This is a genomic window from Flavivirga amylovorans (genome assembly GCF_030540875.1).
GTDB classification, from domain to species: domain Bacteria; phylum Bacteroidota; class Bacteroidia; order Flavobacteriales; family Flavobacteriaceae; genus Flavivirga; species Flavivirga amylovorans.
This window is the reverse complement of the sequence record NZ_JAUOEM010000011.1, coordinates 17359-34707: the sequence shown is the minus strand read 5'-3', so window position 1 is coordinate 34707 and position 17349 is coordinate 17359. Positions and strand designations below refer to the sequence as shown.

The following is a 17349-nucleotide window of genomic DNA, read 5'->3' as shown; positions in this document are numbered from 1 at the left end:
TTTAAAATTGAACATTTAAACCCATGGTATAACTTTTAAGTAATGGGTTATCTGGTCGAAATCCAACCCCAGTTTCTGGGTCACTACCATTCCATTTAGTCCAAGTAGCTAAGTTTTTACCACTAACAAATAATTTAAGGTTGCTAAGGCTTAATTTTTCGATTAGCTTATTAGGAAAATTATAAGAAATCGTAACATCTTGCAAACGAACAAAACTTCTTTGAGTATATGGTGTTCCTGGAAATTGACCAGCATCATCCAATCTACGATACTTCGCATTAGGGTTTTCTGGCATCCAATAGTCCCAAGCACCCTTTGGAACATTGCTATATGATAATTGGTCTGCTTTGTTCCAATTACCAGTACTATGCGGAGCATCATCACCAAAATAATAATCTTTACCTCCTTGAATGGAATTTAGAAAAACATACATGCTTAGGTTTTTATAAGAAACTGTATTTGCTATACCAAATCGGTAAGACGGATCCCTATATCCAATAATTTTTCTATCGCTAGCCAATGAAATATCATCACTACCATCTAAATCATTCAATTTATAGGTACCAGGTAAAAATCCGGGCCAAATAGAGCCATCTGCTGCATCTGCCAACTGCCACATGCCTATTATTTCATAATCATAATAAACCCTTTGAGGCTCACCTATAAACAGTCCATCAGTTCTATTATTTGAAATTAAATCGTCTTCAATCCCATCACCATCATTATCGACTCCTAATATTGATTCTACTTTGTTACGAACCCTATTGAAATTGACAGAAGTATTCCATTTCCAATCCCCTTTATCTACTATGTTACTTGATAATGTTAATTCTATCCCAGAGTTAGACACTTCTGCTAGATTAGTATTGATATCTTCAAACCCAGTAATTACTGGAAGATCAATTTCAAAAAGTATATCTTCTGTTTTATTAGAATAATATTCAAAGGTTCCATTTATTCGGTTATTAAACAGTGTAAAATCGAGACCATAGTTAGCACCTGTGGTGGTTTCCCATCCTAAAGAATTATTAGCTAAAGTAGTTGGCTCTTGCCCTAAAAAAGTTTGACCGCCATCGCCAAATACAACACTTGGTGTAGAATCTACTTGGGCTAAAGTATCATAACGACCTACGCCACGTCTGCCAGATTGCCCATAAGAAAACCTGAATTTTAAATAATTTAACCAGCTTGAATCGTTTGCAAAAGATTCTTCGGTAACAACCCACCCAATAGCAGCAGAAGGAAATACAGCTGTTTTATTATTAATACCAAAACCAGAAAACCCATCCCTTCTAACAGTTCCTGTAAAAAAATACTTATTCTTGTAATTGTACAATAATCTACCCATCTGGTAAAGACTTGATTCTTCTTCTTTACCTGAAAAGACTTGATTAAGAGATGAATCGCCCGCTTCAAGCCTATTATATCCTAAAATTTTTACTACAAAATTACTAGATCTAGCATCTGTACCATTAAAATGTCTTTTTTCAACACCATATACAAAAGTGGCATTAATGTTATGGTCTTCGGCAAACGTTTTTTTATAGGTTAAAATATTATCGAATGACCAATCCCAAGCTAATGAATGGGTTTTAAAAGCTTCTCCTTGAAAACTAGCGGCAGAAGGATCGAAATTAGCTAAATCTCTCGTTCTATAGTTATTTGAATAATTTGCTCTATAACTAAGTCCTTCTATAGGTAGCTTAATATTGGCATACAATACGCTAGATAGATTTAAACGCACATCTGAATTATCTACTTCGAGTGCTAAAAAAGGATTTAACCAACCGCCTTCTGGGTTAGGAATTAATACATCTTGATCATCTCTTATAGGTGCCCAAGGTTGAAGATAATAATAAGCATGCTGGCTGTTGTTACTATTATTTAATGGAGTGGCATCATAATTCGCAGATTGTCCTGAATAATCACTAACAGCAACAAAAGTCTGGGTTCCTATATTCAACCAATCATTTAGTTTAGCATCTAGATTAACTCTAAAATTATACCTTCTATATGTATCATTTTTTATGAATGCTTCCTGATCTGTAAAACCGCCTGAAACAAAATAACTTACAGATTCACCTCTACCACTTATACTTAAGTTATGCGTTTGCTGATGACCATTACCTGTTAACAAATCATTCCATGGTGTATCTAATCCAGCAGCATAACCTTCTGATATTTCGGTAGTCTTAAAATTATTTTGCCAAACATAGCTGGGATCTACCTGTAAAAAATCTGGTCCTATTCTACCGCCTCTATCCCAAAAAATATCGGGATAAAATTCTTCATATTCAGCCGCATTCATAGGTTCAAACCTATTGGAAGGTGTTTGAACCGTATAACTACTAGAGAAATTAAACGTAGGTTTAGAAGACGTCCTTCCTGTTTTACTAGTTATTAAAATGACACCATTGGCAGCCTGTGATCCATAAATAGCTGTCGAACTAATATCTTTAAGGATATCCATAGATGCAATATCGTCAGGATTTAAATCAATAATACTACCTCTGTATATAATACCATCGAGTACTATTAATGGAGCATTATCACCACCATTACTAGATAAGGTGTTTTGCCCTCTTATAGATAATGAAGGATTTTGTCCTGCACTAGTAACAGCACCAACGTTTAAACCCGCAATGGATCCTTGTAGTGCCTGTACAATTGACACATTTGAAGTTTCTGTAGCAGTCTCAAGGTTAGCATTTGCTACCGAACCAGTTAAATCTCTTTTTGTTGTAGAACCGTAACCAATGACTACAACCTCATCTAATGCTGCGGCATCTTCCTCTAAAGTGACATTCAAACTAGATTGACCAGCCACAGAAACCTCTTTTGAGGTGAAACCAAGATAAGATATGACTAGAGTAGCATTTTGGCTTGAAACATTTAATGAGAAATTACCGTCAAAATCAGTAACAATACCATTCGATGTTCCTTTTTCTATGACATTGGCACCTGCCAGAGGTTGTCCATTCACATCTTTAATAGTACCATTAACAGTGAATTGTTGATTTTCATCTTCATCAACTACCTTTTCAGGTAATACTATATCTTCAAATTTACTACGCTTTAATATAATTTGTTTGTCCAATACTTCAAAAACAACATCTGTATTTAAAAAGAGTTTCTCTAGAATATTTGAAACGCGTTCTCTTTTGGCATGTACAGAAACTATTCTTTGGTAGTTCACTTCACTATCATTATACATGAATTTGAATTCTGTGAGTGACTCTATACTATTCAAGGCATTTTCTAAAGATACATTTTCAACGTTCAATGTAATTTTAGTCTTTTGACCATAGGTTGTATTTGCATGGATTTGAAATAAGGAGACAATCAGCAAAAATGTTGTAAGCCTCATTTTTAAGTCAAATTTTGGTATAAAAGCACATGGCTTTAACAACCGAGTTAATTTTTTCATACTTTTGTTATGTTTTTCGTGGTTAATTAAATTTAATCACACCTAAATCGGGAAATGTTAGCGCATTTTCCGGTTTTTTATACCCCTTTACATTTAAGATTAATGAGGTTATATCAGTTATGATTAGTTTCTTTTAGTTTAGTTTAGTTTTTACATAGGCAACTAGTTGTTTATTAGTTAGTTAATAATCACTTCATTATTTAAAAAGGTATATTCAATACCATAATTTTTATCAAAAGTTTGGAGTACTTGCTCAATGGTTTCTCCATCAAAACTTGCCGTAAAAAATTCTTGATCCAGAGTACTTCTGTTATTTTTAATAACGACATTATAATGTCTTTCTAATTTTTTTCTAATGTTTTTGAAACGCATATGCCTAAAAACAATCTTACCTTCCACCCAAGCTGTATACAAGGAAATATTAACCTTTCCTATAGAAACCTGATTATCTGTTTTGTTCCACTTAGCATTATATCCTGGTTTCAAAAATGAAGGTTCTAAGTTATTATCACTACCATTAACAGTTACCGAACCCTCTACTAAAGTTGTATTTATAGCATCATCTTCTGGATATGATGACACATTGAACTTTGTTCCTAAAACCTTTACATCTATATTATCTGCATTTACAATAAAGGGATGATTGGCATCTTTAGCTACATCAAAAAATGCTTCTCCCGTTAAAAATACTTCACGATTTTTTCCTGGTAAAAATTTAATTGGATATCTAAGAGTTGTCCCTGCATTTAAAAGTATATGAGTACCATCAGATAGTTCTACATCAAATCGTTTACCATAAGGAACGATAAGTGAATTGTAAACCAATTTATCAACAGCCATTTCCTTATCATAAATAATTTTACTTCCTTTTTGTAATCCTACTAATTTCCCATTAGAATCAAATACATTTTCTACACCATTCTCTAATATAACTTTAAAGCTACCATCTTCCAATTGCAATGTAATAGCATCTTCTGGAATTGTTTGCAAACTCTCTAAATTACGACCTGAAAACACATTAGTACTTACATATCCTATCACAAACAACAATAATAATGCTGCATACTTAAATACAGGTTTTAATACATGATACATAGTACCAGATTTAGCCCCTTGTTTGTTTACAAAATTGATATATTCTTTATCTACATTAATATTTTTAGAAGTTTCGTCAAATGTAGAAGCAATATGTTGTGCTTTTAATAAATTAAACTTTTTTGCATTTTGAGGTGATGCTATAACCCAATCTTCTAATGCTTCCGATTCTGCAGATGTAGTCTCCCCTTTTAAATATTTTATTATTTGATAATCTTTCATAATACACCTTAATATAAGTAAGACGATTCAAATTGGTCTTATACCTAATTAAAAAGCAAAAAAAATGCCTAAATTTTATTAAATGTGCATTTTTTACCCTGTTTTGAAATTAAAAAAACAAAAGCAAACCGACTAAAATAGAGGTTTCTGTTTCAGATATAAAAATTTCGGAGTATTTATTTAAAAAATAAAAAAATAGAGAAAGATGGTTATAAACTCTTTAAGATGAAGTCTAAGATATTTCAGAGCATTGGAAATATGATTGTCTACCGTTCTTTTTGAAATACCTAACTCATGGGCTATTTCATGATGCTTTAGACCTTCAAATCTGCTTTTAACAAAAACTCTTTTGCATTTTTCAGGAAGTTGCTCAATAGCCTTTTGAATAATTTGTTCTAATTCTTTTTCTAAAAGTAAGGATGCCGCTCCATCTTTTAAGAATTGTTTTTGGATGGCATTCTTTTTTTGATAACTATTGACTAAGTATTCAGTTTTTATTTTTTCATGTTTAAGTTGGTCTAAACACGCATTTTTGGTCATTCTATAAAGGTAAGAATTCATGTTTGATACATGCTTCAAAATAGCTCTATCTTCCCATAACTTTAAAAAAATGTTCTGAACAATATTTTCTGCATCTGCTGTACGCACCAAATAACCACCTGCAACGTGCACAAGTTTATCATAGTATAATTTAAACAAGGCTTCAAATGCAACTATTTCTCCTTTTTCTAATTGAGAAACATAAAAATTCATATAATTATTTTTTTAAAAAGAATACAAATTATAAAGGTTGAATTTATAAAAAAAAATGATATTTTCTTAAAAATTTAACAAAAAAACACGCTTTAATCTTATTAAATAGTGCATAAATTTAGAATATGAAAATTAATCTTACACTAGAAGCTTTTAAAACCTCTTTATTATTTTTCATATCATAAAAACAGTATCAACATTTTTGTCATCTAGTATTTTACGAATATCATTCTCTAGCTTGGGCTGATAATTAATTTTCTTACCAAATTCTATTGCAACCTTATCTTGCTTATTTTTTTTCTAATAATTGGCTCGATAAAAGCACCATATCTTCCTCCTAATCCTTAGGTTGCTACATTAATACGATTATTAGCTCCTATAATATTTGAATAACTTTTTGTGGACATGTGGCAATAACACTATTACTAAAAGCAATTCCTATAGCTCTTACCGTTGTTTTTTTATAAAATTTCTTCTATAAGTACCCATATTTTATTATTTTTCAGTGTTATTAATAGCACGTATTTTCATGTTTTTAAAGGACACATAATCCCCATGATCTTGTAATAATATTTGTCCACTAATTCCTTCTCCAAAATTTGGCCATTTATGATATTTACTTTCGGACACCAATTTGAGGTAGTTATCACTTTTTCGTTCATATTCTAAAACTTTCATACCATTTAGCCAGTGCTCTACGTGGTTATTTTTTGAAATAATATAAGCACTATTCCATTCTCCTATTGGGTTTACTGGCTTATTTGGATCTGCTTTAATTAAGTCGTAAAGAGACGCCATAGTTCTACTTCCTTCATGATTTCCAAGTTTAGCATCTGGATGTTTTGCATCATCAAGAATTTGATATTCTAATCCAATAGAAGAACCTTCCCCTTTATTTAATTCAGTATCTACGTAATATTTAATACCACTATTACCTCCCTCCCGAACTTTAAAGTCTACCTTTAGTTCAAAATCAGTATATAATTCAGTAGTTACAATATCACCTCCTGCTCTTGATTCTGCACCACCAGATGACAAAACTGAAAGCTCACCGTTTTCAATAACCCAGCCTTTTTCAGGAAAATGATCTAATTTAGCTCCTCGCCAACCATGAGTTGTTTTACCATCCCATAACAATTTCCAACCATTTTTCTGCTCATCAATTGTTAATTTATTTTTAGTGATAATTGGGCTTAAAGGTGATTTTCTAGAATATTTTAATACATTTTCTGTAAGTATGTTAATGTTTTTCCAACTAATTTCTGTTCCTTCTTTTTTGTCTTTAGTTATAAAATGTACTTGCAGCCCTATAAAACCTCTAGCTGTTTTATCATCTATAAGATAGGCTGCTGGTACATTGTTTACCCAAGTTTTTATAGTATCTCCAATAGCTTCAATACGATAATGGTTCCAATCGTTTTGCTTAAAAGCTCTTTGGGCCTTTGGATTATTTTTTAAATTATTCAACCAACCTCTTCTGCCTTCCTCATAAATACCGCCACTCCATGCACGGTCTGATGGATCAATCTCTACTTGATAACCATGAACTTGTCCTTTTCTGTAATTTGGGAAACTATTACTTCGTATCTGAATACCTGAGTTCATTGTAGAATCTACTTTATACTCTAACTCTAGAATAAAATCCCCATACATTTTATTGGTAGTTAGAAAAGAATTAGGCGTATTATAAACCGTACTTCCTATTATCATTCCATCTTTAATTTTATAATTAGCTTTACCTCCTTTTTGAGTCCAACCATTTAATGTCTCCCCATCAAATAATGATACCCATGGAATATCATCTTTTTTATTTTCAGAGCAACTAAAAACAAATAATATTAAAAAAAAAATAATTTGAAATTTTAAAGTATCTAATTGATATTTCATTGACTTCTTATTTTAAATGAATAATTATTTTTAGGTTATCAAAATTTTATTAAAATGAAAAAACATTAAGTTTTTATAGTATTTCTTTACACTATGCGAGAATAATGAAAAGTAACGATTATCCTTATATCATGTTTTTCGGTTGATACAAGAACATCTTGTTTAAACCCTTTATTCAATCTCTTCTATCTTGATTTTATTACTTATTTTCGAGTCTTTTCTAATTTTTAGTTTTAAATGCAACATCCTGAACGGGAACCTATAGTTTTTCATGATTAAGCACTATTGATTCCTTAAGAGGATCTCACATTACCATTAGCTTGTATTCCATTTCCAGCAATAGGCCCATCTTGCCACTTCCTAGCGGGCTTTTTACTTATCACTAAACATCCTTAGTTTTTGATACAAAACATGATATAAATGCGCTAATAAAAACGAAAATTAAACCTCCATAAATCATACTATCAAAATATTAACTGTTTATTACCTAATACTTTTATCAAATGGTATTCTTAAAATCAATTCTCTTTAGAAACTAAAAGTATTTCGTCATTCTTTTTCAATTTCAGCTCCCACAACCCTTTTCCTAAAGCCTTCATTTCAGCTTGCCCCTTAATTATTATAGGATTAACGATGTCCGATTTAAGATAACAAGGCTCACCTGCCAAACTTTTTATCCCAATTGATGTTGTTTTTCCATCTTCTCTTGTAGCGTCTATTAGAAAAGCACCTTGAGTTCGTAAACTTTGAAATGATACATTTTTCCATTCGTTAGGAACTGAAGGGAAAACTCTAATGGTATTTTCCCAATCTTGTATTAACATCGTTTGAAGACCGTTAGCAAAGGACAAAGAAGCCTCAATACATGGCGGAGAATGCCAAAGTCCATTGGGGTGTAAATCTCCAGCTTGCTTTTTCAAACCTTCTAAAGCTAAATCGCTCCTCCCAATCGCAGCGGCTAAAGGTACCGCATGAGTCATTACCATTGCAGGAAGACCAGGTGTTGAGAAAAAACGTTCTACAGATGCGTTTAATACTTCTTTTGTATTTGGTTGATCAATATTTACCAAATAGAACGGATATATCATTAACAAGTGTGAGCCATGTCTATGATTAGTTGGAGAACTAGCATCGGTTCCTAATCTAAAACCATATTCATCCTTAGGGTAATCTACCAACTTCTCCAAAACAGCTTTCCATTTCGGAATTAGTGGGTCATCAATTTCTAATGTTTCACAACTTTCTAATAATGCCATGCAGCCCCATCTAAATAGTCCCAAATCAAAATTGTTGTTTTGGTGTGTGCCTGTTTCTGGATTGTACGTTGGAGGCAGGCCTAAACGCCCATCCTCTCTTTCTTCTAACATTTTAAAATACAAGTTTATACTTCTTCTTAATAAAGGAAAAAGCTTTTCTCTAAGCATGTTCTTGTCCATACTATACTTGTATTGCCACCAACAATTATGTAGCGCCCAAGGAAGGCACCCAACTAAGTTCCAATAACGCATATCTTGATCACGAGAACCAACCATATCTGGTGCCGTTGAAAGCGCTAAAAATGCGGTATCATCTTGCCATTCTACTGGCCTTACGTTTTTGATCAAAGTTTCCTGAGCTCGGTGTAATGCATCTAGCAATTCTCCTGATTGTTCCAATCTATTAGCTGCTGGTAATGCCCAATGGGAAGTCTGTGTATTATAGTCATTAGTTATATAAGGCCATTGACCGCCTTGAAACCATAACCCTGATGTATTGACTATAGAACGTCCTTGTCTTGCCGTAGCTCCATAACGGTAAATCTGATTCCAATACAACTTTTGTAATGCTGCATCTGGAATAGACACAAAACTCTGTGGGTAGTAATTGTGCCACCATTTTCTATGGCTATCTATTAAATCTTTAGCGTTCGATTTTTTAGCATTTAGAACAGATGAAACCGCATCTGCTGTAGCTGTATTTTCAGGGTATGTGCTGGCTATACTTACATATAATGTTCGTTTCTCATCATCATCTTCTGTAGCTGTCCAAGCAGTAGTATATTGTCCTCCGTAGCTTAAGTTTTGTTCCCACAGTTCAATATCTTCTTCTCTTTTTTGTATCCCTTCTGGGTTGGGTTCAAATACTTTTAAAGTATTTACATAGTGTTCACCATATGTTTTTGCAAACTTCTTAATTTCTTCAGGTTTTTTAGGGTATCCTCCACGTTCTGTTTCAGCCTTCTCTGGATGCCATGACCAATTGGCTTTAGACTCTCCTTTACTTGTCCATACTTCAGTTACTACTACCATATCTTCTGCATGTACATAGTGCCGAAAACGAATCTCCCCAAGATTTGTCTTAACTATTCCATTGAGTTCAGCATTCCAAATATCCAAACGCCATTGTCCATCCAATATATCACCAACAGTATTCAAGTTTAAAGATCCTATTTCAAATCGGGTTCTACTATAGGCTGTCCAACCAAAAGTATTATCTCTATGATCGTTAGCATTTGCATGAAACAAATGTAATTTAATGGCTTTTCCTTCTTGATATAACATAGAACCTATAGTTGCATTCCCTAAATGTGGTGCTTCTTTCCAATTTTGGGGAATACTATTCCAGAGCATATCATTTTGTTTTAAACACTCCGCCCAGTTTATCTCTTTTTTGGCAATAGTTTGTTTGTTACGAGAATCGCAATTATATAAAAAGCATGTAACTATTACGAGCAGTACTAATTTATAAGAATATGACATTGTTTTTATTTTTTTAAATAATTAACCAACATGGTTTACAAGTTTTCATATGGTTCACAATAAAAAAAACCATCTATTTTATTTCAACAGGTTTTACAACCGATTTCAAACTAATAGTGTGCGCTCCTTTTTTAGCTTCAATAATACATTTCCACCTTCTAAAAACAATCTTCAAGAAAAAGAATCGCCTTTTTTAAAAGGATTTGGGCTAAAATTTATGCGTACAAGATCGTGCTTTAACATTTGATTATTTTCATCGAATGTCCCAGACTGAGAAACATAAGATAATAACTCGTCTTTTCTACCCAAGCATTCAATCCAACATCTCCATCCCCCAAAGGCATGGATTCACCAGGGTTTTCACTTTGGGTATTCCAAGTAATATCGTAATTACTCAAGTTTGAATTGAGCGATTGCCCGTTAGAAACTGTTATAATTATCAATAAAACACTAATTTTAATCCTTTTATTGTTTTTATCTTTATAATCTAATATTTCACTTAACTAAAATCCATTTCATCTGCCTATAAATAAGACTTTATAATTAGTTTTAAGCGTTCAATTCTTATTTAATTTCTTCTAATACCAAGGCCGCACTATCAAATTTCCTAGTAAAAATTAAAGGAATTCCTTCTTTCATCCATCTGACACCACTTTTACTAACAGTCTCCTCCTTTACAAATCTTTGCTGAGTATCGCCTTCTGGCAGATTAATTTCTTTTAAACGATAAGTTTTGCTAGGATCAAGACCTGAAACTGCGGTAACGAATTTTACCGGAGCTTCTATTTCTCCTTTTTGATAAGCTAAAACAAGGCAGCGTTTCTTATCTTCTGAAACATAATTCAGTGATGGAGTATCTGAATCAAATGGGCTTAAATGCCTATACAAATCGCCATGCTGAACTATATCACGAACCGATTTATAAGCTGCAATTCCAACTTTGGAAGCTTCCACATATTCTTTAGAGCACTTTCTGGTATCTACTTCCATACCCAATTGTCCCATCATCGAAACATCAAAACGATATTTTGGCTTGAAATGATCTCCTTTATTGGCTGCATGAGTAACATGTGTTGTTGTTGCAATAGCTGGCATAAAAACAGAGAAGTTCCATTGGGCACCAAGTCTGTGAGTAGGCCTTGTATTGTCACTTAACCAATGCGTGTGACTGTAGCGCAAAGCGCCATAATCGGAACGACCACCTCCAGAGGCACAAGCCTGAAAATCAACATTTGGATGGTTTTTAACCAAGCTATCTATTACTCCATAGTAACCTGCCATGTATTCATTAAGCATATTACCTTGCCTGCTTGCTCCCAAATAAGGAGAATATGTATTATTGATATTTGCATTGGCATCCCATTTTACAAACCTTATACCTGGATTATTGATAAGTACTTTATTTACTGAATTGAACATAAATTTCTGAACTTCTGGGTTCGCAATATCAAGTGTCAATTGATCCCTTTGTAATGATGTTTTCTTACCAGGTAAAGTCATTAACCATTCTGGATGTTTTTCAGCCAGTTCACTTTTGGGGCTCACCATTTCCGGTTCGAACCAAAGACCAAAGTCAATACCGAGCTTTTTAGCACGTTTCACTAGGTAACCAATGCCATTAGGTATTTTTTTCTTGTTAACTTGCCAATCTCCCAAACCAACTTTATCATTATCTCTAGGGAATTTATTCCCAAACCAACCATCGTCCAGTACGTATAATTCAATTCCTAAGCCAGCACTTTGCTTCATCATTTTTGTTACATCTTCTTGGGCTACATCCATACGGCAACCTTCCCATGAATTATTATCAACCAAGCGTAAACGGTCATTCCCAGGAAGTAAATGCTTGCGAGTCCATCTATGTAAATTTCGACTTGCTAAACCTTTACCTTTAAGACTAAAAGCATAAACTACTTCTGGAGTGGAAAAAGATTTACCAGATTCCAATGTCGGCTGTCCTAATTGATTTACTCCTATTGATGCTTCTAAAACGTCTTTACTATTTATCTCAAATGAAAAACGACTACTGCCCGACCAGGTAAAAGCCATTAGCATACATGGTACTGAATTTTCGTCTGGATAATCACCAAAACCAAATACAAGATGCGGCATTGGACCTTCTTTGTGTCGGTTTCCATTTCTACTTTCAAGAGATTTTTTTCCGTAAGTCAATTTTTCATGTAAGCGTCGTTCTGCCTCATGAGCCTGAACGCTTTCATACCATTCTAAGTAAATTCCGTCTTTGGCATTTGCCTGCCAGTACATGGCATCAAGTCGTGGAACTTTAATGTCTTCCTCAGTTGAATTTTTAATGACGGTCCATTGCTGAAATACATCCTGAGAATTATAAGCTCTAACATGCAACTCTACTTCAATTGGATACGTTTTATCCTCTAATTTTATAATTAAGTGTTTTACGTCTGAACTTTCTTGTTTTATGCTATGTGATTTATAAATCGGTTCAATAGCAGTTTCTCCATTTTTTGTAAGGATTTCAATAGCACCCTGATAGCGAACTCCATTTCCACTCCAACCTAGTGCCCGATGAATACTTGGAAAACGCTCACCCTTTAAAGGGCTTTTCCATAAACCATTAACATGCAATATATTACTCAGGTATAAAGTACCATTTTTCTTTACAGAATAGTCTATCTGAAAACTTTTAGTTTTTATTCCAAATTTGATGTTTTTTTTATCTATTTCATGACCATAAACTAGTGAAATCGATAAAAAAGCAAGCATTAAACCAATAACTATACTCTTTTTTCTTTTCATATTTATACTATATTTTGTTATTTCATATTTATAATAAAAACCTTTGTCTGGTTTACTTTAATAAATTTTGTAATTAATTCCATAGTATTCTAACCACTCCTAATATGAGGATTTTTTGTGCATTTTGATTTTTTACACTTATAACATCGTCAAATACGAATTATCATATTTTAATATGTTTCGAAAATACTGTAAAGGTTCTTTATTATCATTTTTTCTTTTATAACTCTAATACCATAAGATTTACGCTCATATTCTTATTTTTCAGCTTTTTTATTCCAATTCAAATTTAAAGACCGTAGCGATGTTACTCATTGCTACCTTTGGCATTGTTAGGTAAAAAACACTTGTATTCAACTCCCAATCTACTTCAGTATTAGTGCCTAATAAAGTAACACGTTTTATGGGCGAATCAGGATGGTATTGATGCTTTCCCAAAGGCCCCATCTTTATACGCTTTCCTGGTTCTGGTTTACCTAAAAAGAATACATAAAGTGTTTTATTGTCTTTTGAAATAGTGAAACGAACATCATTAGCCGTGTATTTTGTTTTGGCTGATTGCCCTCCATGAGAACCAGCTTCTGATGCCGCTGTACCATATCCATAAATTGAATATGGACGGGTATTATAAACTGCTTCTCCATATTGTTTTAACCAGTCTCCAATTTCTAACAATACACTTTGCTGTTCTTGAGGAATAATACCATCAGCACGAGGTGAAATATTTAACAATACCACACCATTTTTACTCCAAACATCAATCATATTTCTAACAACCAAAGACGCTTCTTTATAGGTTTGTCCTTCAATATAGCTCCAAGATTTATTACTCAAAGTAATATCAGTCATCCAAGGCATTGGATGAATCTCTCTACGTCCACCTTGCTCAAAGTCTAATACACTACAAGACATAGGCATATCGGTTTGTTTATGACAGGTAACTACTTCTTTATTATTTTTGATACCGCTGTTAAAAAAATGCGCGGCCATTTCTTGTCTGTAATTTTCAGGAATAAGATTTAACCATGCATCATACCAAATAATATCAGGGGCGTATTTATCAACTACTTCATTTACCTGATCTAACCAATATTTATGAAACCCATCCATGGTTTCAAAATTCCCATATAACTTTCGTAATTCCGGATCTGTTGTTGAAGTGGGTAAGTCTGGTGAATATGGATAATGACTATCATAACCAATATTCCAATATTCAGGCTTTTTAGCATTGCGTTGTCCGGTACGAGAATGATGAAAAGTCGCAATTGTTTTCATCTCACGTTTTCCTAATGCTTTAAAAAGTTCTCCTAAAATATCACGTTTAGGTCCTTTATCCATACTGTTCCACGGATTAACATCACTATCCCACATAGCATAACCATCATGATGTAACGCAACGGGTCCTGCAAAACGGGCTCCTGCTTTTTGAAATAGGCTTGCCCATACTTCAGGATCAAATTTTTCTGCTTTAAACATAGGTATAAACTTATCATAGCCAAATTCTTTTGGATCTCCATAAGTCGCTTTATGATGCTTATATATCTTATCGCCTTTCACAAACATTTTACGCGGATACCACTCGCTTAAATATGCTGGCACACTGTAAGGTCCCCAATGAAAATATATACCCAATTTTGCGTCTACAAACCACTCAGGTGCAGCCTTATGTTTTGACAAAGACTCCCAATTTGGTTGGTATTTATCTTGAGCAGATAACTGACCTACTATCAAAAATGTTACAATCGTTAATATACGTTTTGTTATAAAACTCATCTTAAATTCTATTTTTTTAGCTTTGTTACTACTTTGAATATGAAATCTCAATTTCTGTTGGTTTATTTTTATTTAATTTAAGGAACCTATTATCCTCATTATCTGATACACCATCGCCTTTGATATTGATAATTGTTAATCTACTCTCTATTGATATAGATTGATTTATATGGCTGCTCAACTTCATTTTGATTTTTTTAGTCTCATCATTCCACGATAATTCATGAATAACAATGGCTTTTCTAGCAAGAATTCCAGTCAGTTTACCTTTAGGTAATTTATCTAGGGGAATTCCAGGTAAAACATTCAATACGCCAGGACGAGAATAGATACACATCTCACTTAAAATAGCAGGCATTGACAGCGTAGCATCCAAATTGTAAATTCTATGCTTAGGATTATGTGAAGTAATAAAGCTTGAATACAAAAATGATTCTTTTGCTATGGTGTTAAACGAATTCCAAGGAATAGATGGATCCTGTAAGCGTGCGCCAAAAAAGCCTTGATACATAAAACCATGAGCAGATCTGTCTCCTTGACCAGTAGCCAGCCTCTTTTGAATGGCCATTTTTGAAGCATCGTACAATTCTGGAGTCGTAGGATTGATATCAATACCAGGATACACAGCATATAGATGCGAATTGTGTCTATGATTATAATTGTCTTCAAAATCAGGGTGAATCCATTCAGCAATGGCTCCATCTTTATTTATTTGATATGGTGGTAATTTATCAATAATAGATTTTAACGCTCCTATTCGGTCTTGCTTTAAGTCTAACAATCTATATGCTTCTATTAAACTCACTAGACTTTGTCTAATGATTGCAATCTCGGACGCTGCATTAGGAGCGGTTCTAAATTCACGAATACCATCCATATTAGAAGGTCTATTTTCAGGAGATACACTAGGATATATTAAATAATGTCCATCATCACCTTCCATACCTTCTAAAAAGTCTTCGTAAAACAAAGCAATATTCTCAAGTAAAGGCACAACCCTGTTTTTCAAAAACTCTTTATCATTTGTAATTTCATAGTATTCAATAAAATATGCCGATAACCAGCCTGCAGCACCAGTCCATTCATGCCAACCAGCAATTGCTAATCCATGTCTCCAACCATGTGCAATTCCACCCATATAGCCTCTTGCTCCGTAGAGCCTTTTAGCATTTCTTTCCCAATATGGATAAAGTGATTCGACCCAAGAGAAATAAGCTTCCATCATCTCTGGCAAATTACCTGTATTCCCATGAGACACAGCCAAATTCAAATTAGAATCGTTGGTATAATGCCCCCACCAAGCAGGTTGCCAAGTTTTTCCCCAAATCCCCATTAAAGTTGGTGGCAATTCCCCAGAGGAAGAAATAAGTGCATATCTACCTACCGCATAAATACACTCTAAAAACGCTGGCGAAGGGCCATTCTTTTGCGCTTCACTTATGAGTGCTTCAGTATCATATATTTGTTGTTCTTTATCTGTTAACCTGAAAGATACACGTTCAAATAATGCTCTGTGAATTTTATCGTGACTTGCTAAACTTTTATCGTAATCTGAAATAGCATCTAATTTAGCACTCAATTGTGCTCTTGATTTTTGAGAGTATTTAGGAAGAAAATCGGTGATTGTTTTTAGAATTACTTCATTAGCACCTTCAATCTTAATTTCTCCGTCATCAAAGGTTACATTTCCGCCTTTTGCATCAATTTTTGTAAGGATATGATAACCTTCTGGCTCTTCTAACCAATATTTATTTTTATAACTTGTATGGAAATAAATGCCATCAGCATCAACAACCACTTGAGGTTTATTAATATCATTTATATCGTAACCGGGGATTTCTTCAACAAGAATAGCACAATCAATTTTAGCATTATTCTCATTTTTAATGCTCATGATCAAGGCATCTTCACTTCTAGATACAAAACAATTTCTACTCCAAGTACCTTTGTCATCAGTCCAACGAACAGCTATTTCTCCGTTACTTAAATTAACAGATCTAGCATAATCCTTGATCTCACCATTTTTTGGCATTTTAATATTAAGATTGGCTCCTGGGTGTACATAGTTCAGTCCAAAACGAGGACTTTGTTTCCCTTTTAATCTTTTAAACGCTTCTTTTGGAAACATTTTTGCATTCTCCTCTCCAAATGCAGTGTATAGTCTGGTACCAGCAGCACCAAAATCTCCTTTCTTTGCCAATGCTCTTACTTCATCAACAACCTTAGTCATATCCGGAACATCAAAAGCAACATCTTGAGCAGGCACCCAAAGTTTTTCATGATTGAGTACTATGGATTCATTAAGTGGATCTCCCATAACCATAATACCTTGGATACCATTCCCTGCAATAAGGCCATCTTGCCATTTAGGTGCTGGTTTATGACTTACCAATACTATATCATGACTTTCATCAGATGTATAGCACGACATCAGCATTACAATCATAGCAAGCACGCTTAGTCTATTTATTATATTGATTTTCATGTTTTATAATTCCTATTGTTATTTCTTTATTAGTTGTACTTGTGGTATCCTTATTAAATGCATTATGCCGTTTGCACCCGTCCACTCAATTCTGGCTAAATCATTATTTTCAAAAAGTCATTTTCAAGAAAACAACCTAACCATTCTTTATCTATTTTCTCATTATGAATTTTCTCAATAGTAGGATTAGGATA

9 protein-coding genes are annotated in these 17349 nt (G+C 33.6%); all 9 read right to left on the bottom strand.

The features are described 5' to 3' along the window. Position 1: 1 nt before the first annotated feature. The 9 genes from Q4Q39_RS20255 to Q4Q39_RS20215 all read right to left on the bottom strand — a co-directional run bounded on the left by Q4Q39_RS20255 (position 2) and on the right by Q4Q39_RS20215 (position 17155). The gene (locus tag Q4Q39_RS20255) at positions 2 to 3427 is read right to left on the bottom strand and encodes a TonB-dependent receptor (protein ID WP_303284419.1); all 3426 of its coding nucleotides are present in this window, start codon (positions 3425 to 3427) and stop codon (positions 2 to 4) included. Between the two features lie 177 nt (positions 3428 to 3604). Further along, positions 3605 to 4744, bottom strand: coding sequence for a FecR family protein (locus Q4Q39_RS20250; protein WP_303284417.1), 1140 nt, complete (start codon positions 4742 to 4744; stop codon positions 3605 to 3607). A 180-nt stretch (positions 4745 to 4924) separates the two neighbouring features. Next, complete coding sequence (locus Q4Q39_RS20245) at positions 4925 to 5497, bottom strand: RNA polymerase sigma-70 factor (RefSeq protein ID WP_303284416.1); 573 nt, start codon at positions 5495 to 5497, stop codon at positions 4925 to 4927. Positions 5498 to 5992: 495 nt separating this feature from the next. Continuing rightward, entirely contained in the window at positions 5993 to 7384 is a 1392-nt protein-coding gene (locus Q4Q39_RS20240; protein ID WP_303284415.1) for a 3-keto-disaccharide hydrolase, read from the bottom strand. A gap of 518 nt (positions 7385 to 7902) precedes the next feature. Continuing rightward, positions 7903 to 10122, bottom strand: coding sequence for a glycosyl hydrolase family 95 catalytic domain-containing protein (locus Q4Q39_RS20235; protein WP_303284413.1), 2220 nt, complete (start codon positions 10120 to 10122; stop codon positions 7903 to 7905). Positions 10123 to 10293: 171 nt separating this feature from the next. Continuing rightward, positions 10294 to 10470, bottom strand: a complete 177-nt coding sequence (locus Q4Q39_RS20665) for a DUF5703 domain-containing protein (RefSeq protein WP_367892722.1) — start codon at positions 10468 to 10470, stop codon at positions 10294 to 10296. Positions 10471 to 10686: 216 nt separating this feature from the next. After that, on the bottom strand, positions 10687 to 12897 hold the full coding sequence (locus tag Q4Q39_RS20225) for an alpha-galactosidase (RefSeq protein WP_303284411.1): 2211 nt from the start codon (positions 12895 to 12897) through the stop codon (positions 10687 to 10689). Between the two features lie 273 nt (positions 12898 to 13170). Further along, the gene (locus Q4Q39_RS20220; protein WP_303284410.1) at positions 13171 to 14670 is read right to left on the bottom strand and encodes an alpha-L-fucosidase; all 1500 of its coding nucleotides are present in this window, start codon (positions 14668 to 14670) and stop codon (positions 13171 to 13173) included. A 28-nt stretch (positions 14671 to 14698) separates the two neighbouring features. Next, the gene (locus Q4Q39_RS20215) at positions 14699 to 17155 is read right to left on the bottom strand and encodes a glycosyl hydrolase family 95 catalytic domain-containing protein (protein ID WP_303284409.1); all 2457 of its coding nucleotides are present in this window, start codon (positions 17153 to 17155) and stop codon (positions 14699 to 14701) included. Between the last annotated feature and the right edge of the window lie 194 nt (positions 17156 to 17349).